An 18,953-nucleotide genomic window follows, 5' to 3' on the forward strand; every position below is an offset into this window, starting at 1 on the left:
CTGGGGAGGATCGCCCACACAAACAGGCAGCACACCGAAAGCTCCGGGAACCCTCATCGCCGCAGGCCAGAGCCGCCCACCAGGCGATTTCCGCTGGTCAGCGCCCCAAGGGCGACGACTGCAAGAAGATCTCCTCATGGGCGGCGATCCTGTTCGCACCGACGCTGGTCGGCACGATCTACGGCATGAACTTCGAGGCGATGCCCGAGCTGCACTGGGCGTTCGGCTACCCCTTCGCGATCCTGCTGATGGCGGTGGTGTGCACAAGCCTCTACTTCATCTTCAAGAAGCGCGACTGGCTGTAGGTACTCACACCACACCCTTGATCTACTCAGCAGAAGCGAACCACGGATCACGCCTCCGGAGGCCGCCTGGGGAGAATCCGGGGAGAATGCACGGCAGCGGGTAGACCGGGTTCAGGGCCTCCCTCTCGTCGAGCGGCGGCGCCCGGCACGCGACAGCGACACCGAGCGGCAGCCGCGGCGAAGGCTCCGGTGGCGACCGCGCAACGCGGCATGACACGCGCGCTGCGACGCGTCGACGAGAACGGGTGGCACAGCATGTGCCGTCAAGGACGCGGAGCCAACCGTCCTGGCCACCGGGTGGCCCCAGTTCCGCGACGCCGACCCCAAGGCCCTGTCCGCCCTGGTCGTGCAACCGGTCCTCATCTTCCACCGCCGTACCCGCAGGAGCCGCGAAGCCACTGCTGCCGCCCGACCACTCCCTCCTCGCCACACCGGCGGTCGCGTAAAGGGTGTGCGGACGAGCCTTCCCGTTTCGGAGGACGTCCGCCCATGTCCAACAGCCGCCACGACCTGATCACCGGTGCGGCCTGCCCCTGCTCTCCGCAGCCTCCTCAGCGCAAGGCGGCCATCCATCCAGACCGGGGAAACCGGGACCCGGACACCATCCTGGTATCGCCGACGCAGTACGCACGCATTCCCGGCTGCACACACTTCTCCGAGAGCGAGATCAATTCCCGAGATGGGAATGGTCCACCGTCGCCGCAGGTACGTGGGCAAGGATATCCCCAAGCCTGCCGAGTTCCGGCCCCGTCCCGCGCCCGCCCTATAAACTCGGATCAACAATTGATGGACGAATGCAGCATGCGGAGCGAATGCCGGAATTTCCGGGCCGACCTCTGAGCGGTGGGTCACCGCTCCGCACATGCCGTCAAAACCCGTGCCCTTCACAGGCGGGCAGCGACACCCGGACGAACCGCCCAGGACGGCGCTTCCCGGTGTGACGTCCCTCACGGCGAAATCCGGAACGCGACAGCCGTGCCAACCCTGCGGAACGCATTGAACCGAGCACGGTTCTCGGCCATCCGACAGGCGTTCAACGGAAGCCGCCAGCAGGCTGGTTGCGTGGAGCGTTGCCTTGGCCATGAGTTTCGTCGAGTCGGCCACCCACCTGCCACCGTCAAGAACGCCTTTCCAGCCGATGACCAACAAACGACGCGAAACAAACGCGCCAGCCGCAAGCCGCCCCAACGGCCGAGAGGAACCGGCCGGCCCCCCGGGACCGGTGAACACTTCCCTGGGCGGCCGAGCCAAAAGGCGTTTCCCTCCTCTCCACCTCCCCAGGCGTCACATGTTCACCGTTGACCGTGACACCCATGGTGGATGCAGTTACTTCTGCGACATGAAAGGCAGGTGAAGACCCAGCACTCCAGACCGCGCTCTCCGCCGGGATCCGACAGCCGCTGCGGCCGGTCACCCCCGCAGGCTGGCCGATATCGATTTCTGCGCCGTTGACGTACCCCCTGGGAGACGTATTGACTTGCCACTCACCTCCTCAAAATCGAGCTCACCGAAGCGAACCCGTAGCCAAAGCCTGACGCTCCAGCGGAATCACGGCGAGAAATCCGGGTCCGCGCCCGCCTGCCCGAAAACACCTCGAAGGCACGTCGAAGACACCTGCGGGCATTGACGAAAGCCCGGCGGAAGAACATCGGCGCATCCGACGTCCTCAGCCCAGAGGAGAGGAATCCGCATGACCACGCCCGCCGCGACCCCCGACGCCACGCCGCCGAGCCCTGAGTGGACGGGTATCCGGACTCTCGGGTACGCGAACCGCTTCGCCGTCTGGGACAGCGAGTTCCGGTACGACGGCCGGATTCGCGTTCCGATGGGAGTGAAGATCAGGGAGATCCGGTACTCCTACACCGGCAATGACCAGGCCGATGTGAACGCCGTCGAGGTCAAGCGCGGCCGTGGCGGCATCGACCAGGAATTCGAGGTGGTCGACCTCACCTTCCTCGACGACTCCGACCTCATCACCTTCACCCTCCGCGGCGACCTCAATGTCGACGCCGACCCGCGCCCGGCCTATGGCCGCCGCTACCGGATCCGCGTCGACGTCACCCTCGACAACGGAGACGTCCGCACGGCGAATCCGGAGATCGAGGTGCTCGCCGGCGCCTGGCAGACGAACGACCCGGAGAAGGTGGGGCGGCCGTTCACCCGCCTGCCCTTCGACAACGCCTGGGGCGGTACGCCCAACAGCCAGGCCGGCTTCGGCCATGTGTCGGACAACGGCCGCGTTCCCGCGGACAAGTTCATCATCGACCTGGTGAACCTTCGCCAGGGTGAGGCGGGCGTGGCGGGCAGCAACAGCGACCACGTGTACTTCCAGCTCGTCCACGAGGACGGCACACCGTCCCACTACACCCCGACCCCGCAGCCGCTGAAGGCCGAGGGCCACCGGGACAGCGGTACGGGAAACAAGGTGACCCTGCCCGCGCTCGACCTCCGCGCGCTCGGTGACAAGCCCGGGTACTACCGCTTCCTGGTCTGGCCCCAGGCACAGAACCCCGACGGCTCGGTCAGCGAGCTGACCTGGGATCCGGCCAACCCCGAGGATGCCTTCCAGGTCGGCAGCGTCTACTACCGCTATACCGTGCCCCGCACCATCGACCCCGGCCTGCGCGCCGCCGTCAAGACGCAAGAGCTCACGGCGACCGCCGGGCAGGACCGCTGGATCTACCCGCCGTTCGTCGTCCGCAACACAGGCCAGCGCGTGATCGGCACGGTCAAGGCCGTCTTCACCGCGCCGGAGGGGACGTATTTCACCGAGGACCATGTGGCCTTCACTCATTGGGCGGACGAGAGCCACGAGAACATCGCCCGTGGTGTGCTGTCTGCCGACCGCCGCACCCTCACCTGCCCAGCCGTCGACCTGGCCCTGGAGCCGAGCGGCCCCGGCAAGGACGCCTGGGTGTCGCTCTACCCGGCGCTGGTGGTCGAGGCTTCGGCCCCGGCCCCCGCCACGCTCCAGGTCGGCATCCAGCTGGGCGAACCCGTCTTCGTCACCGCCCTCGGCCGGCTCGTCGTCGAGTCCACCGGCTGATCCGGCCCCACCCGGACGACAAGGGTGCGGTGTCCCGGCGCCGCACCCCGGCCCTCCCGGCCACGACACCAGCACGACGACACGACGAAGGCACGGCCACGCCACGACGAACGCGTCGCCGCACCTACTCGTTCCAGGAGTCCACCCTCATGAGAAGGCCGCGCTTCTCCCGCGAAGCACCCCCGGTCACCGCACCCGAACCGCCGGACGACACGGACCCCACAGCACCCCGTATCGTGGCGCTGATCCCCGCCCACAACGAGGCCCAGCGCATCGCCGCGGCCATCGCGGCCCTCCACCGCCAGGAACGCCCGCCGCACCGCGTCGTCGTCGTGGCCGACAACTGCACCGACGACACCGTGGCCGTCGCACGGGCCAACGGCGCGACCGTCACCGAGTCCGTGGACAACCGGCACAAGAAGGCCGGCGCCCTGAACCAGGCCTTGGACCGCTTCCTGCGTGAACTCGCGGCGGCGGACTTCGTCCTCGTCCAGGACGCCGACACCGTTCTCGACCCGTCCTTCGTCGCCAGCGCCGTCGCGGCCATGGACCACACCGTCGGGGCCGTCGGAGGCATCTTCTACGGCGAGCCCGGTGGTGGCCTGCTCGGAGCGCTCCAGCGCATCGAATTCCACCGGTACGCCCGCGAGATAGCCCGCCGCGGCTACCGCGCCGACGTCCTCACCGGCACCGCGACCCTCTTCCGCGCCCGCACCCTGCGCGAGGTCAAGGACGCCCGCCGCGAGGGCCGCATCGGGGGCGGGTCCTCGTATTACTCCCTGGCCTCCCTCACCGAGGACGACGAGATCACCAAAGCCGTACGGACGCTGGGCTACCGCACGGTCTCCCCACCGGGCTGCGCCGTGGTCACCGAGGTGATGACCAGCCTGCCCAAGCTCTGGCACCAGCGGCTGCGCTGGCAGCGCGGCGCCCTGGAGAACCTGCGCGACTACGGCTGGACCCGGGTGACCGCCCCCTACATCGTCCGCCAGGGGTTCATGGGCCTGTCCGTCCTCTTCCTCGCCCTCTACCTCGTCTTCACCGGCTGGATGCTGGCACGGGGGAGACCGGAGTTCCGCCCCTTCTGGATGGCCGTCGGTGCGGTCTTCGTCGCCGAGAAGGCCGTAACCGCCCGTGGCGCCGGCTGGAAGTCACAGCTGCTGGCGGGGACGCTCGCCGTCGAGCTGGCTTACGACATGTTCCAGCACGCGGTCTACGTAAGGTCGTTGTGGGACATGGCGCGCCGCCGCGAGGAACGCTGGTGCGCCACATGACATACGGAGCCCTGCCGCCACTCGGCACGCTGGGTGCCGGCGGGACCTTGGCCCTCTCGGCCAGGAGACCGGGCTCCGGCTTCCAGGCCCTGGCCACCGTGGTGGCCGCGACGACCTTGATCATGGCCGGGGCCTCGCTGTGCAAACTTCTGCCGCCTCGACGCCGGTTCGCCGAAGGCGTCGTCGCCTGGCACTCCCCGCGGCAGATCGCCGTGCACGACCGGATCACGCAGGACGGCACCGCCTGGATCGCGGTGCCGTGACCGGTGCTCATCCCTGAGAAGAAAGGGAGAACCCTTCAATGACCGAGGAAGCGAACAGCGGTACCCAGCCGCCGGACGATGATGGGGCGGAGGGTCAGGCGGTCGAGGGACCGGAGGGCCGGCCGGTCGAGCCGCAAAGCAGGTTCGGGCCGGGCTGGCATATTCCGCTCCCGAGGCTTCCCATCCCCAAGCCGCCGGCGCCCCCGCCCACCACGACGACGCGGCGTCCGGTGACCACGACGCCCAAGCCCACCACCACGACGACCACGACCACGACCACGACGACCACCACGACCACGACACCGCCTCCGCCGCCGCTCACCGCCACCATCACAGGGCGGGCTCCCAAGGCGAACACCGCCGATCCGGAGGTCGTGACCGTATCGGTCCTGCTGCAGAACACCGGCACCCGGATCGACACACAGACCGTGACGATCACCGCTCCGGCGGGGACACAGCTCATCAACGAGTTCGTGGGTATGTGGCACGAGCCCACCGACGCGGAGACCGATCACGGAGGCACCCTCTCACCGGACGGGACCACCTCGACCATCCCGGTCCCGATGAACCTCGACCCCGGCCAGCGGATCGTCCTCTACACCGGAGTCCGTGTCCCCGCGGGCGTCACACCCAGCCCCACGCACGTCACCTTCGCCGCGGGATCCCCCGCCTTCGCCAACGGCACGGGGAGCCTCGTCTGAACGCCGCCGGTGTGCCGGCGCACCGTACGTCCGGCACACCGGCGCACCCGCCACGTCCGCCAGGACGTCCGCCTACTGGAGATGACCGGTTGAGCGCCGCAGCGCACCATGACCCCGAACCCGCCGTGACGGCCTACCGCCTGTCCGACACCCCGGACATGGCCCTCGTGCCCGCACCCGCGCGGCGGGCCTGGATGGAACGCGACACCCTCCGCTACATCTACCGGTGCCTTCCCCTGCGCATCGCCAACCAGAACGGCTGGTGGATCCTCAACGACCGTACGTTCACCGCGCGCTGGAACGGCGGGGACGCACTGGCGGACCTGAGTATCCGCTACGAGGACGACGGAACCGAGGGACAGGCCCTGAGCCACTTCGGCTACGGCATCCTCACCTTCCACATCCCCTACCTGATCCGAACGCCGCCCGGCTGGAACCTGCTCGTGCGTGGCCCCGCCAACCTCCCCAAGGACGGCGCGCACGCGCTGGAAGGGCTCGTGGAGGCAGACTGGTCCGTGGCCACGTTCACCATGAACTGGAAGGTCACGAGGGTGGGCGCCGACATCACCTTCGCGGCGGGCGAGCCCGTCCTCATGCTGGTCCCCCAGCGGCGCGGGGACCTGGAACACCTTCACCCCCGGTGCGCCCCGCTCGACCTCATGCCGGACGCCGACGACCACCGGACCTGGAGTCAGAGCCGCTTGGACTACGCCCAGGCCATCATCTCGGGCGACCCGTCCGCGACGGACGGCTGGCAGCAGCACTATATGAAGGGCACGCATCCGGCCGACCCCCGCCCCTTCCCCGAACACCAACGGACGCTGCGCCTTCGCGTGTTCGAGGAGACCCCCGGCCCCGGGCAGTCCACCGACGACGAAGGGAGCGCGCGATGAGCCGGCTCACGGTCGGTATGGCGACCTACGACGACTACGACGGCGTGTACTTCACGCTCCAGGCGCTCAGGCTCACCCACGCCGCCGAATTGTCCGACGCGGAATTCGTCGTCGTGGACAACAACCCCTCCGGTCCGGCCGCGCCGTCGCTGCGCGCCCTCGCGGACCGCATCCCGGGCTACCGCTATCTGCCCTTCGGCCAGTACGCGAGCACCGCGGTCCGTGACCTCGTCTTCCGGGCGTCGCGCTCCCCCGTCACGCTGTGCCTGGACTCGCACGTCCTGCTCGCCCCCGGAGCGGTCCGCGCCGTGCTCGACCACTTCGAGCAGCGCCCGCACAGCCGGGACCTGCTCCAAGGTCCCCTGATCGCGGACGTGCTGGACGACGGCCGTGAGCCGCCCTCCACCCATCTGGCCCCCGAATGGGGCGAGGCGATGTACGGCGTGTGGCGGTCCGACCCGCGAGGCGCCGACCCGCGGGGGAAGCCGTTCGAGGTGGCCATGCAGGGGCTCGGCCTGTTCGCCTGCCGCACCGAGGCCTGGCCGGGCATCAACCCGCGCTTCCGCGCCCACGGCGGCGAGGAAGGCTATCTCCACGAGAAGGTCAGACGCGGCGGCGGCCGCGTGCTGTGCCACCCCGGCGTCCGCTGGCTGCACCGCTTCACCAGGCCACAGGGCCCTTCCTTCCCTGTCGGCCTGCTCGAACGCGTACGGAACTACCTCATCGGCCATGACGATCTCGGCCTTCCCGACGACGGCTTGGTGGAGCACCTCCGCGGCCTGGTCGGCGAGGAACAGGCGCAGGACGTGCTCGGCCACGCCCGACGGCAGCTCGCCAGCCCCCTCGCCCACTTCGACGCCGTCACCTGCCTGCTCGGTGACGGATCGACGGAAGCCCGGGCGGGCGCACAACGAACCCTGGAAGCCCTCGACATCGACTGGCTCGCGGAATGGCTCACACCCGCACCGGCAGGTACAGAGGGGTTCCTCGCACCCGCCGACGCGGGAGCGGGAAGCGTGCCCACGACGACCGGTACGGGCGTCGGCTACGACCGGGAAGCGGCCCTCCGCCATGTCGTGACGGAAGCCGCCGCCCGAGGGCTCGACCGCGTCCTCGTCCTCGACGCCGCCGCCCTCCGCGCGCCGGGAGCCGCGCAGCGCCTCCGCGAGGCCGTGGCCCCGCTGCACACCATCACGTGGACCTTGCGTCCCCTGGAGACATCCAGCACGGAGTACGGCGCCCTGGCGGTACGCCGCAGGGCGTTCGACCCCCTCGGCCGCGGCGACCCCGCCACCTTGGCTGCTGCGGCACCCTGGCTGGACTGATGCCCGCTGGGGAGAATCGAGCACGCAAGCCGGCAGCCCGGCGAAAGAGCCAGAAACACCCATCGCTGCGGGTCAGAGCGCCTCTCCAGGCGATCTCCGCAGGTCGGCGCCCCGAGGGGGACGACTTCAAGAAGATCTCCTCATGGGCGGCGATCCTGTTCGCACCGAGCTGACCCCGGGCGCTCGCCGGAAGCCGGGTCGACGCCGGGGCGGCGAAAACCCTGGCGCGCGAGGCCGGCGGAACCGGGTAACGTCTTTGTCATGTTCTTCCAGACGCCGATTTACGAGTGAGAGCGTGACGGGCCCCTGCTGACGTCCCTCGACGTCGCCGCGCCCGTCCCCCACCGATGAATCCGTAGACCACTTCACATCACCACCGGGAGAACCCGTGCCCGACAGCAAGAACATCAACAACCCCGTGGGCCAGGGCGGCGGTCAGCGCAAGAAGCTGTCCCGCGCCGAACGGCAGAACAACGGTCCGCACCGCAACCTCGACCGCCAGGGTGCCGCCGACCGGAAGGCCGAGCTGGTACGCAAGATGCGGGAGAAGGCACGCGCGGCTGAGGCCGCCGCGCAGGCGGGCGACGACACCGCACAGAGCTGACACACCGCCGCCACAGGGCGGCACCGCATGGGCAGGGCCCGGACCGCGACCCACGGTCCGGGCCCTGCCTCCGCGGCATCCTCGCTTGCCGAGCACCGCTCGCCTCGGCCTGATGGCCGTGGTCCGCGTCAGTCCCTACTTCATCTTCAAGCGCGACCGGCTCTGGGGCACCACCGGGCGCTCGTTCGTCGCCCAGAGGGAGCGGACGTGGCCCAGGTGGCGGGTCATGCATTTCTCGGCGGCTTCGGCGTCGCCTGCCAGCATCAGGTCGAGGAGTTCGAGGTGCTCCTCGGCGGAGGGGATCAGTTCGCCGCGTTCGTCCAGGGCCGTCAGGCCGTACAGGCGGGAGCGCTTGCGGAGGTCGCTGACCGTTTCGACGAGGCGGTCGTTGCCCGAGAGGGCCAGCAGGGTGAGGTGGAACCGGCGGTCCGCCTCCAGGTAGCCGATGAGGTCGTGGTCGCGCGCCGCGCGGACGATCTCCTCGGCCACCGGGCGGAGGGCCTCGAGGTCCGTGGGGGAGGCGGTGCGGGTGATGCGGCCGGTCATGGGGACCTCGATCAGCATCCGGATCTCGGTGTACTGGTCGAGGTCCCGCTCGTTGACCTCGGTGACCCGGAAGCCCTTGTTGCGGACCGGCTCGACCAGGCCCTCGCGGGCCAGGTCGAGCATCGCCTCGCGTACGGGGGTCGCGGAGATGCCGAAGTCCTCGGCGAGGACGGGGGCGGAGTAGACCTCGCCCGGGCGCAGTTCGCCCGAGATCAGGGCGGCGCGCAGGGCGTGGGCGACCTGGTCGCGCAGCCGCTCACCGGCGATGACGAGGTTGCGCTGCGTGAGGTGCCCCATGGTGTCCCCTTTGTGCCAGAGCCCGGTTGGTTCACCAGTGTACAATTTCACATTGCGTTCAGGGTGTCAGGGTATAGGTCCGGCTCGACGTGTAGAACTCCAGCGCCGCGCGGCCCTGTTCGCGCGGGCCGTGGGCGGAGTCCTTGGCTCCGCCGAAGGGCAGATGGAAGTCCACGCCGGTGGACGGGGCGTTGACGCGGATCATTCCGGCGTCGAGGTGGTCGAGACCGTGCAGCACCGCGGGGAAGTCGGCGGTGTGCACCGAGGTGACCAGCCCGTACGGCACCGAGTTGGCGATCCGTACGGCGTGCTCCAGGTCGTCGGCGGGCAGCAGGACCGCCAGGGGGCCGAACACCTCCTCGCGCAGCAGCGGATGGTCCTCCGGCGCCTTCTCGACCAGCGTCGGGGCCGCGTACCAGCCGGGGCCCCCGGGTACGGCGCCGGTGGCCGCCACCGGAAGGCCGCTCCCCGCCCGCAGCACCCGGTCGCGGGCCCCGTCCGAGATCACCGGGCCGCACACCGTGGCGGGGTCCGCCGGATCGCCGACCCGGAGCGTGCGCAACTCCTCGGCCAGGGCCTCGCGCAGCGGGCCGAGGGCCGCGCCGACGGCGACGACCCGGCTGGTGGCGGTGCACTTCTGCCCCGCGTACCCGGCGATCGCGGCGGCGAGGTGCGAGGCGGCCCGGCCGATGTCGGCGTCGGGCAGGACGATCGCCGCGTTGAGCCCGCCCATCTCGGCCTGCACCGGAACGCCCCGGGCGGTGGCGGCGCGCACCACCGCGCGGCCGGCGGCCGTGGAGCCGGTGAAGGAGACGACGTCGGCGGCCCCCACGACGGCACCGCCCTCGTCGGCCCCGCCGGGAGCGACGGTGAACAGCGCCTCCGGAACGGCCCCCCGCACGATCTCGGCGAGGCGCAGGGCGCACGCGGTGGCCTCGGGCGCGGGTTTGAGGACGACCGCGTTGCCCGCCGCCAGCGCCGGTGCGGCCTTCCAGCTGGGGATGGCGAAGGGGAAGTTCCACGGGGTGATCAGGCCCGCGACGCCGTGCGGGCGGCGCCGGGTCAGCAGCAGCCCGGGGCCGGCGGCCGGTTCGTGGACGGCGCCGGTGGGCTCGTAGGGGGCCTGGGCGTAGTAGCGCCAGATCGCGGCGGTACGGGCCACCTCGGCCCGTGCCTCGGTGAGCGGCTTGCCCACCTCCCGTACGGCCAGGGCGGCCAGTTCGCCGGCGGCGGACTCGATCGCCGCCGCGACGGCGGACAGCGCCGAGGAGCGGGCGGCCGCGCCGCCGGCCGCCCACTCCGGCTGGGCGGCACGGGCCCGCCCGACGGCGGCGGCCACCGACGCCGCCCCGGGAACGGAGAGGCGGACGACGACGTCGGAGGGGGCGGCCGGATTGCGCGAGACGAGGGAGACGAGGGACGTGGCTGCGGCGGTCACAGCAGGAAACCTCCGGGGAAGGGGTCGTCCGGGTCGAGGAAGTACTGCGCGGTGCCGGTGATCCAGGCCCGCCCGGTGATCGTGGGGACGACCGCCGGCAGCCCGCCGACCTCCGTCTCGCCCACCAGGCGCCCGGTGAACTCGGTGCCGATGAAGGACTCGTTGACGAAGTCGCGCCCCAGCGGCAGCTCGCCGCGGGCGTGCAGCTGCGCCATCCGCGCGGAGGTCCCCGTCCCGCACGGCGAGCGGTCGAACCAGCCCGGGTGGATGGCCATGGCGTGCCGCGAGCGCCGGGCGTCGGAGCCGGGTGCCGCGAGGTAGACGTGCTTGAGGCCGTTGATCTCAGGACGCTCGGGGTGGACGGGCCGGTCCGGCGAGGCGTTGACCGCGTCCATGACGGCCAGCCCGGCGGCCAGCAGGTCGTCCTTGCGGCTCCGGTCGAAGGGCAGCCCCAGGGCTTCGAGTTCGACGAACGCGTAGAAGTTGCCGCCGAAGGCGAGGTCGTAGGTCACCGTCCCGTACCCCGGCACCTCGGCCTTGCGGTCCAGGCCGACGCCGAAGGCGGGCACATTGGTGAAGGTGACGGCCTTCGCCGCGCCGCCCTCGACGCGCACGTCGGCCGTGACCAGGCCCGCCGGGGTGTCCAGGCGCACGGTGGTGACCGGCTCGGTGACCGCCACCATGCCCGTCTCGACGAGGACGGTGGCGACCCCGATGGTGCCGTGGCCGCACATCGGCAGCACGCCCGAGACCTCGATGAACAGCACTCCGTAGTCGGCGTCGGGGCGGGTGGGGGGCTGGAGGATCGCCCCGCTCATGGAGGCGTGGCCGCGGGGCTCGTACATCAGGAGGGTACGGAGGTGGTCCAGGTGCTCGATGAAGTGCAGCCGGCGCTCGGCCATGGTGGCGCCGGGGATCACCCCGACGCCGCCGGTGATGACACGGGTGGGCATGCCCTCGGTGTGCGAGTCGACGGCGTGGAAGACATGACGGGTACGCACGGACGTCCTTTCCGTTCGGGGGTCGGTCAGTGGTGTCCGGCGGCTACGGCCTTCTCGGTGGCGGCGCGCACCGCGGCCTCGGTCTCCCCGGTGAGCGGGAGGCGCGGGGGGCGGGTGGGGCCGCCGCGGCGGCCGGTGATGTCCATGGAGAGCTTGATGGCCTGTACGAACTCGGTCCTGGAGTCCCAGCGCAGCAGCGGGTGCAGCGAGCGGTACAGCGGCAGCGCCGTCTGGAGGTCCCCGGCGACGGCGGCGCGGTAGAGCTCGGCGCAGGAGGCGGGGAAGGCGTTGGGGTAGCCGGCTATCCAGCCGCACGCCCCGGCGAGGGCCAGTTCGAGCAGGACGTCGTCGGCGCCGATCAGCAGGTCGAGCTCGGGGGCGAGTTCGGCGATCTCGTAGGCGCGCCGGACGTCGCCGCTGAACTCCTTGACGGCCACGATCGTGCCGTCGGCGTGCAGCCGGGCCAGGAGGTCCGGGGTCAGGTCGGCCTTCGTGTCGATCGGGTTGTTGTAGGCGACGACCGGTATGCCGACCCCGGCGACCTCCGCGTAATGGGCGCGGACCGCCCGCTCGTCGGCGCGGTAGGCGTTCGGCGGCAGCAGGAGGACGGAGCCGCAGCCCGCCTCCGCCGCCTGCTCGGCCCACAGGCGCGCCTCGGCGCTGCCGTACGCGGCGACGCCGGGCATCACCCGCGACCCGTCCCCGGCCGCCTCGACGGCGGTGCGCACCACGCGGGCGCGCTCGTCGGCGGTGAGGGTCTGGTACTCGCCGAGGGAGCCGTTGGGGACGACGCCGTCGCAGCCCTGGTCGAGGAGGTGGCGGACGTGTTCGGCGTAGGCGTCGTGGTCGACGGAGAGGTCGTCGCGCAGCGGGAGCGCGGTGGCGACCATGATGCCCCGCCAGGGGTGTTCGGGGGTCCAGGAGGTGGTGGTCATGCCGATGGCCTTTCCGTTGGGTGGTGGGGTGGGTGATCGTGCTGTGCGGCCAGCGCACCGAGGGGTACGGGTACGGCCAGCGGTCTGCGTTCGGCGGAGGGCGGTACGGTCCCCTCCCCCGTACCGCCCTCCGCCGCGAGGCAGGCCACGGCCGCCCCGCACATCCGGCCCTGGCACCAGCCCATGCCGGCCCGGGTGAGGAGCTTGACGGTGCGCGCGTCGCGGGCGCCGAGCGCGGTGACGGCCTCGCGGACGGCTCCTGCCGTCACTTCCTCGCAGCGGCAGACCTCGGTGTCGTCGGTGAGCCAGCCGGTCCAGCCGGGTCCGGGCGCGTGCGCCGCGGCCATGGCGGTGGCGAAGGCCCGCATCCGGTCCCGGCGGCGTCGCAGTTCCCGTGCGCGGGGACCGGTGACGAGGGCGGGCCGGCCGCGCAGTGCGGCGGCCGCCGCGAGGCCCGCGAGTTCGCCCTCGGTGCGGGCGAGCAGCCAGCCGCCCACCCCGCCCGTCTCGCCCGCGGCCCACAGGCCGGGCACCGAGGTGCGCTGAAGGCCGTCGAGGACCAGCGCCGCGGTGCCGTCGGGGGTGCGACGGGTGGCGCAGCCCAGGCCGGTGGCGAGTTCGGTCTGCGGGACGAGCCCGTGTCCGACGGCCAGGGCGTCGCAGTCGATACGGCGGCCCGTGCCCGGCACCGGCCGCCAGTGGCGGTCGAGCCGGGAGACGGTGACGGCCTCCACCCGGTCGGTGCCGTGCGCCTCGGTGACGGCGCCGCGGGTGAGCGGCCGCACCCGGTGGCGCAGCAGGGCGGTGCCGTGGACGGCGGCTTCGAGGAGTTTGTGGGGGTTGGCGGCGAGGGCCCGCGGGTGGCGGGCGTAGCCGAGGTAGCCGGAGGCCTCGACGACGGCGGGCACTTCGGCGCCCGCCGCGGTCAGGGAGGAGGCGACGGCGAGCAGGAGCGGTCCGCTGCCGGCGACGACGACGCGCCGGCCGGGCAGGACGAGCCCGGACTTGAGCATCGCCTGGGCGCCTCCGGCGGCCACGACGCCGGGCAGGGTCCAGCCGGGGAAGGGCAGGTGGCGCTCGTGGGCGCCGGTGGCGAACAGCACCGCGCGGGCCCGGACCAGCACCGGGCGCCCGCCGTCCGCGTCGGCGCCGGTGAGGGCGTGGACGGCCCAGGTGCCGGGGCCGGAGTCGGAGTCGGCGTCCTCGCGGGTCACGGTCCACACCTGGTGGGCGGCGAGATGGTCGGCGGTGCTGGCCTCCAGGCGCCGGCGCAGCCGGGCGAAGGCGGGCCAGTCGTGGTGGAGGGCCTCCGGGCGCCGGGCGCGCAGGGCCGGGTCGGGGTGGCGGAAGTACTGGCCGCCGCTCTGCGTGCCGGCGTCCAGCAGGGCCACCGACAGGCCGGCCCCGGCGGCCGCGACGGCGCCCGCGAGCCCGGCGGGGCCGGCCCCGAGCACGGCGAGGTCGTAGGGGTCAGAGGCCGGTCGGGGCATGGCCGTGTCCTTCCTGGGTGGTGACCGCGTCGCCGGGGTGGGCGGGCACCAGACAGGCCCGGCGGTTGGGGGTGCCGTTCACGGTGGCGAGACAGTCGAAGCACTGGCCGATGCCGCAGAAGGCGCCGCGGGGACGGCCGCTGTGGCGCGTGGTGCGCCAGGCGAGGATGCCGGCCGCCCACAGGGCGGCGGCGAGGGACTGGCCGGGCAGGGCGGTGACCGTCCGGCCGTCGAAGGTGATCTCGAACGGGGCGTCCGGCTCGGCGCCGGCGAGGCGGACTGGGGTGCGGGCCACGGCGGGCCTCCTCTCGGGGTGCTTACGGCGGGGGCGTGGGGCCGTCGTTCAGGCGGCTGTGGCGAAGCGCCCCGGGTCGAACGGCGCGATGCCGAGGGGAGGTTCGTCCCCGGTCAGCAGCCGGGCCACGACCAGGGCCGTGGCCGGCGCGAGTCCGATCCCCGCGCCTTCGTGGCCGCAGGCGTGCAGCAGGCCGGGCACACGGGGGTCGGCGCCGACGGCGGGCAGGTGGTCCGGCAGGTACGGGCGGAAGCCCGCGTACGTCCGGATCGCCCGCACCGTGGCCAGCGCCGGGAACAGCGCGGTGGCCCCGCGCGCGAGGCGGGCGAGCGCCTCGGTGGACACCGTGCGGTCGAAGCCGACCCGTTCGCGGCTGGCGCCGATGAGCACCGGGCCCGCCGGGGTGCCCTCGACCACGGCCGAGGTCTGCAGGGCCGCCGAGTCGCTGGCCACGTCGGCGACGTAGTCCGCCGCGTACGCCTTGTGCCGCACCAGGCGCGGCAGCGGTTCGGTGACGAGGACGAAGCCGCGGCGGGGCAGGACGGGCAGGTGGGTGCCCGCCAGCCGGGCGAGTTCGCCGCCCCAGGAGCCGGCGGCGTTGACCACCGCGGGGGCGTGGAGGTCGCCGGCCGGCGTCCGTACGCCCCGTACCGCGCCGCTCGCGGTGGTGAGGATCGCGGTGACCTCACGGCCGGTCAGGACCCGGGCGCCCGAGGCCCGCAGCAGGTGGGCGGCGGCGAGGGCGGGCTGGACCTGGGCGTCCTGGGGGTAGTGGAAGCCTCCGGCGAGGCCGGGGGCGAGGTGGGGTTCGAGGTCGTGCAGCCGGTCCGCCGGTATCTCGTCCGCCGTGACGCCCGCTCCGGCCTGGGCGCGGGCGAATGTCCGCAGGGCGTCCATCGTGGCGCTGTCCTGGGCGACGACCAGGCCGCCCTTCGCCTCGTACTCGACGCGCTCCGGCAGGATTCCGGCCAGCTCCCGCCATAACCGGGTGGACAGCAGGGCGAGTTCGAGCTCGGGGCCGGGTTCCTTGTCGGAGACGAGGAGGTTTCCCTCGCCCGCGCCCGTGGTCCCGCCGGCGACGGGACCACGGTCGAGCACGGTGACGGAGAGACCGGAGCGGGCGGCGTAGTAGGCGCAGGCGGCACCGACGACGCCCGCACCGACGACGATGACGTCCGGGGAGTTGCTCTGGGGCACGACAGTAATATTTCACATTGCACTAGACGTGCCAAGGGTCTCCCGCCCCCGAATTCCCTTCCCGGGCACCGGCTTCCGCGCCGGTCACCCCTCCATCAGCGCACCCATCCACGCCTCGATGTCGTCCGGCGTGCGCGGCAGCGCCCCGGACATCAGACGGGCGCCGTCGGCGGTGATCACCAGGTCGTCCTCGATCCGCACACCGATGCCCCGCAGTTCGGCGGGCAGCGTCTCGTCGTCGGGCTGGAGGTAGAGTCCCGGCTCGACGGTGAGCACCTGGCCCTCCTCCAGGACGCCGTCGAGGTACGCGTCCGCCCGCGCCTGGGCGCAGTCGTGGACGTCCAGGCCGAGCATGTGCCCGCTGCTGCACAGGGTGTAGCGGCGGTGGAGGTCGCCCTCGGCGTTCTTCAGCACACCCCACTCCGCGAGGCCTTCGGCGATGACGCGCATGCCCGCCCGGTGGAAGTCGCGGAAGCTCGCGCCGGGCCGCAGTGCCGCGATGCCCGCCTCCTGGGCGGCGAGGACGAGGTCGTACACCTGGCGCTGGACGGGCGAGAAGCGACCGGAGAGCGGGAGGGTGCGGGTGATGTCGGCGGTGTAGAGGGTGTCCGTCTCCACGCCCGCGTCCAGCAGGAGGAGTTCACGGGGGTCCAGCCGTCCGTCGTTGCGGATCCAGTGGAGGACGCACGCGTGGGCCCCGGAGGCCGCGATGGTCTCGTAGCCCGTCCCGTTGCCCTCCGCGCGGGCGCGCAGGCCGAAGACGCCCTCGATCCACCGCTCGCCGCGCGGGTGGGCCAGGGCGCGCGGCAGGGCCCGTACGACGTCCTCGAAGCCGGCGGTGGTGTGGTCCACGGCCAGCTGGAGCTGCCCGACCTCCCAGGCGTCCTTGACCAGGCGCAGTTCGCTGAGGGCCGAGGCGAGACCGGCGTCGGACGAGGCGTCGCGACCGGGCGGCAGCCGGTCGAGGCCGTCGAGGTGGGCGCAGCGGATGCCGGTCGCGCGCTCGGCCTCGGCGAGCTCGGGGCGGCGCCCGACCCAGAACTCGCCGTACCGGCGGTCCCGGTGGAACTCCTCGCCGGTGCGCGGCGAGCGCGGGCGCAGGTACAGCACGGCCTCGTGCCGGTGCGGGCCGTCGGGTTCGAGGACCAGCACATGGCCGGCCTGCTCCTCGCCGGTCAGGCCGGTCAGCCACGCGTAGGCGCTGTGGGGGCGGAAGCGGTGGTCGCAGTCGTTGGAGCGGACGGCGAGATCCCCCGCGGGGACGATCAGGCGCTCGCCGGGAAAGCGCCGCGAGAGCCGCTCGCGGCGTACGGCGGTGAGGTCCGCCACGGGCAGCCGGAGCTCGCCGGGCAGCGGGGACGGCGCCCAGCCGCCGGCCATGAAGGCGGTGAACTCGGCGGAGGGGGGCAGATCATGACTGACCGTGCGGAGCGCGGGGACGGCGGATTCCTTCACGGGGCCTCCTCGGGACACAGGTGGATAACGGAGAGGCTGACACCTTGTCAGTGCAATTTCACATTACTATGTTACGGGTCACATTTCAGCCACGCTGTTCGACTGTTCACGGAGTGACCCTGATGAACAAGCGCACGTGTACCGCCCTCACCGCCGCCCTGGCGGCCACCCTCGCCCTCGGAGCGTCCGGATGCTCGGGCGGAACGTCCGGCAAGCACCCCGCGAACGGCCAGGAGGGCGCCCGGAATCCGGCCGCGGCCAACGTGGGCACGACGGTCGGCGGCACCCCACGCAAGGGCGGCACCCTCACCGTCCTGTCCCACCAGGACTTCGAGCACCTGGACCCGGCCCGCAACTGGGTCATGAACACCATGGACTTCGGGACCCGGCTGCTCTACCGCACCCTCGTGACCTACCGGGCCGCACCCGGCGGCAAGGGCGGCGGGCTGGTCCCCGACCTCGCCACCGACCTCGGCACCCCGTCCGCCGACGCCAGGACGTGGACGTTCCACCTCAAGGAGGGCGTGCGGTACGAGGACGGCTCGCCGGTCACCGCGCAGGACGTCAAGTACAACGTCGAGCGGTCCTTCTCCCCCGACCTGCCCGGCGGCGCCGACTACGCCGCCCGCTACCTCGCCGGCGCCGACGGCTACCGCGGCCCCGCCGAGGGCAGGCACCTGGACTCCATCAGGACGCCGGACGACCGGACCATCGTCTTCGAACTGCGCAAGCCCTTCGCCGAGTTCCCCTGGGCCACGGCGATGCCCACGTTCGCCCCCGTGCCGCCGAAGCAGGACAAGGGACCGCAGTACGACAACCGGCCGTTCTCCTCCGGCCCGTACAGGATCGAGTCCTACGCGCGCGGCAAGAAGCTCGTCCTGGTCCGCAACGACCACTGGGACCCGAGGACCGACGAGGTCCGCAAGGCCTACCCGGACAGACTGGTCGTCGTCATGGGCCTGAAGGCCAACCAGATCGACGACCGTCTGATAGCCGGCCAGGGAGCGGACGCCTCCGCCGTCTCCTGGGGCGCCCTGCGGCCGGAGAGCGCCGCCAAGGTGCTGCCGAACGCCGAGGTCAGGCGCCGACTGCTCGCCGAGTCCCAGAACTGCACGGACATGGTCCAGATGCACACCGGCCGGGCCCCCTTCGACGACGTGCGGGTGCGCAAGGCCGTGCAGTACGCCCTCGACCGGGACGCCGTCCTCACCGCCTCCGGCGGCCCCGCCTTCAACGACCCGTCCACCGCCTACATGCCGGCCCCGCTCTTCGGCGGCAAGCAGCCCGACACCCTGAGGATCCCCGCCGGCGGGGACGTGGAGAAGGCCAGACAGCTGCTGAAGGAGGCCGGCAGGCCCGACGGCTTCTCCACGAAGATCACCGCATCCGCCGGCGACAAGGGCCGCGTCGAGGCCGTCCAGCAGTCCCTGGCCCGGGCGGGAATCAAGGTCACCATCGAGACCGTCGACCCGTCCGCCTTCTACGCCACCATCGGCGACACCACCCACCGCACCGACATGGTCTACACGGGCTGGTGCCCGGACTACCCCTCCGGCTCCACCTTCCTGCCCTTCGTCTTCGACGCCCGCTACATCAAGGAGAAGGGCAACTCCGGCAACCACTCCCTCTTCCGCGACGACGCGACCGTCGAACGGATGGACGAGATCGCCGCCATGACCGACGCCAAGGAGGCCGGTGCCGCCTGGCAGCGGCTGGACGGCGAGATCCTCGCCAAGGCCCCGGCCGTCCCCGTGCTGGTCCGCCGCTGGCCGCTCGTCCTGGGCACCAACATCGCGGGCGCGTACGGGCACACCTCCTTCGGCGGCCAGCTCGACTACGCCACCGTCGGCCTCAAGGACCCCGCGAAGAGCCGGGGCTGAGGGACACC

At 72.2% G+C, this 18,953-nt stretch carries 16 protein-coding genes and 1 pseudogene; 9 read left to right on the top strand and 8 right to left on the bottom strand.

Annotated elements, in window-relative coordinates:
- Positions 1-119: 119 nt before the first annotated feature.
- The 8 genes and pseudogenes from AC07BS_RS12580 to AC07BS_RS12615 all read left to right on the top strand — a co-directional run.
- Positions 120-305, top strand: a pseudogene (locus AC07BS_RS12580) (CorA family divalent cation transporter); the annotation flags it as partial.
- Positions 306-1,995: 1,690 nt separating this feature from the next.
- Positions 1,996-3,351: a hypothetical protein gene (locus AC07BS_RS12585; RefSeq protein WP_478931901.1), complete on the top strand. Its 1,356-nt coding sequence runs from the start codon at positions 1,996-1,998 to the stop codon at positions 3,349-3,351.
- A gap of 149 nt (positions 3,352-3,500) precedes the next feature.
- Positions 3,501-4,625 carry a glycosyltransferase family 2 protein gene (locus tag AC07BS_RS12590; RefSeq protein WP_478931903.1) on the top strand — a complete coding sequence of 375 codons (1,125 nt, stop codon included), beginning with the start codon at positions 3,501-3,503 and terminating at the stop codon, positions 4,623-4,625.
- Complete coding sequence (locus AC07BS_RS12595) at positions 4,622-4,888, top strand: hypothetical protein (RefSeq protein WP_478932109.1); 267 nt, start codon at positions 4,622-4,624, stop codon at positions 4,886-4,888. Before AC07BS_RS12590 ends, AC07BS_RS12595 begins: the two co-directional genes overlap by 4 nt.
- Before the next feature lie 230 nt (positions 4,889-5,118).
- The gene (locus AC07BS_RS12600; RefSeq protein WP_478931905.1) at positions 5,119-5,589 is read left to right on the top strand and encodes a hypothetical protein; all 471 of its coding nucleotides are present in this window, start codon (positions 5,119-5,121) and stop codon (positions 5,587-5,589) included.
- Between the two features lie 89 nt (positions 5,590-5,678).
- A complete protein-coding gene (locus AC07BS_RS12605; protein ID WP_478931907.1) occupies positions 5,679-6,482 on the top strand; it encodes a DUF6065 family protein in 804 nt (267 codons plus the stop codon).
- A complete protein-coding gene (locus AC07BS_RS12610; RefSeq protein ID WP_478931909.1) occupies positions 6,479-7,807 on the top strand; it encodes a glycosyltransferase in 1,329 nt (442 codons plus the stop codon). The genes AC07BS_RS12605 and AC07BS_RS12610 overlap by 4 nt, the downstream gene beginning before the upstream one ends.
- Before the next feature lie 388 nt (positions 7,808-8,195).
- Entirely contained in the window at positions 8,196-8,411 is a 216-nt protein-coding gene (locus AC07BS_RS12615; RefSeq protein ID WP_478640427.1) for a DUF6243 family protein, read from the top strand.
- A 135-nt stretch (positions 8,412-8,546) separates the two neighbouring features.
- On the opposite strand, the gene AC07BS_RS12620 is transcribed toward AC07BS_RS12615, so the two are convergent.
- The 8 genes from AC07BS_RS12620 to AC07BS_RS12655 form a co-directional block, all read right to left on the bottom strand.
- Positions 8,547-9,254, bottom strand: coding sequence for a GntR family transcriptional regulator (locus AC07BS_RS12620; RefSeq protein WP_478640429.1), 708 nt, complete (start codon positions 9,252-9,254; stop codon positions 8,547-8,549).
- Between the two features lie 58 nt (positions 9,255-9,312).
- Positions 9,313-10,692, bottom strand: coding sequence for an aldehyde dehydrogenase family protein (locus AC07BS_RS12625; RefSeq protein ID WP_478931911.1), 1,380 nt, complete (start codon positions 10,690-10,692; stop codon positions 9,313-9,315).
- Entirely contained in the window at positions 10,689-11,693 is a 1,005-nt protein-coding gene (locus AC07BS_RS12630) for a proline racemase family protein (protein ID WP_478640434.1), read from the bottom strand. The genes AC07BS_RS12625 and AC07BS_RS12630 overlap by 4 nt, the downstream gene beginning before the upstream one ends.
- A gap of 26 nt (positions 11,694-11,719) precedes the next feature.
- The gene (locus AC07BS_RS12635) at positions 11,720-12,628 is read right to left on the bottom strand and encodes a dihydrodipicolinate synthase family protein (protein ID WP_478640435.1); all 909 of its coding nucleotides are present in this window, start codon (positions 12,626-12,628) and stop codon (positions 11,720-11,722) included.
- Positions 12,625-14,118: an FAD/NAD(P)-dependent oxidoreductase gene (locus AC07BS_RS12640; protein ID WP_478931913.1), complete on the bottom strand. Its 1,494-nt coding sequence runs from the start codon at positions 14,116-14,118 to the stop codon at positions 12,625-12,627. Before AC07BS_RS12640 ends, AC07BS_RS12635 begins: the two co-directional genes overlap by 4 nt.
- Positions 14,099-14,413 (bottom strand): (2Fe-2S)-binding protein, encoded by a 315-nt coding sequence (locus AC07BS_RS12645; RefSeq protein ID WP_478931915.1) that lies wholly within the window; start codon positions 14,411-14,413, stop codon positions 14,099-14,101. Before AC07BS_RS12645 ends, AC07BS_RS12640 begins: the two co-directional genes overlap by 20 nt.
- A gap of 48 nt (positions 14,414-14,461) precedes the next feature.
- Complete coding sequence (locus tag AC07BS_RS12650; protein ID WP_478931917.1) at positions 14,462-15,610, bottom strand: NAD(P)/FAD-dependent oxidoreductase; 1,149 nt, start codon at positions 15,608-15,610, stop codon at positions 14,462-14,464.
- A gap of 84 nt (positions 15,611-15,694) precedes the next feature.
- Entirely contained in the window at positions 15,695-17,065 is a 1,371-nt protein-coding gene (locus AC07BS_RS12655; RefSeq protein ID WP_478931919.1) for an aminopeptidase P family protein, read from the bottom strand.
- A gap of 122 nt (positions 17,066-17,187) precedes the next feature.
- On the opposite strand from AC07BS_RS12655, the gene AC07BS_RS12660 reads away from it, so the two are divergent.
- Entirely contained in the window at positions 17,188-18,945 is a 1,758-nt protein-coding gene (locus AC07BS_RS12660; RefSeq protein WP_478931921.1) for an ABC transporter substrate-binding protein, read from the top strand.
- The last annotated feature ends 8 nt before the right edge of the window (positions 18,946-18,953 follow it).

The sequence above is a fragment of the Streptomyces sp. NPDC044063 genome (genome assembly GCF_056434285.1).

Excerpts from the sequence above, each read along its gene's own strand:
- AC07BS_RS12585 (WP_478931901.1), top strand. The coding sequence starts at position 1,996 with ATGACCACGCCCGCCGCGACCCCCGACGCCACGCCGCCGAGCCCTGAG.
- AC07BS_RS12590 (WP_478931903.1), top strand. The coding sequence starts at position 3,501 with ATGAGAAGGCCGCGCTTCTCCCGCGAAGCACCCCCGGTCACCGCACCC.
- AC07BS_RS12595 (WP_478932109.1), top strand. The coding sequence starts at position 4,622 with ATGACATACGGAGCCCTGCCGCCACTCGGCACGCTGGGTGCCGGCGGG.
- AC07BS_RS12610 (WP_478931909.1), top strand. The coding sequence starts at position 6,479 with ATGAGCCGGCTCACGGTCGGTATGGCGACCTACGACGACTACGACGGC.
- AC07BS_RS12620 (WP_478640429.1), bottom strand. The coding sequence starts at position 9,254 with ATGGGGCACCTCACGCAGCGCAACCTCGTCATCGCCGGTGAGCGGCTG.
- AC07BS_RS12635 (WP_478640435.1), bottom strand. The coding sequence starts at position 12,628 with ATGACCACCACCTCCTGGACCCCCGAACACCCCTGGCGGGGCATCATG.
- AC07BS_RS12640 (WP_478931913.1), bottom strand. The coding sequence starts at position 14,118 with ATGCCCCGACCGGCCTCTGACCCCTACGACCTCGCCGTGCTCGGGGCC.
- AC07BS_RS12660 (WP_478931921.1), top strand. The coding sequence starts at position 17,188 with ATGAACAAGCGCACGTGTACCGCCCTCACCGCCGCCCTGGCGGCCACC.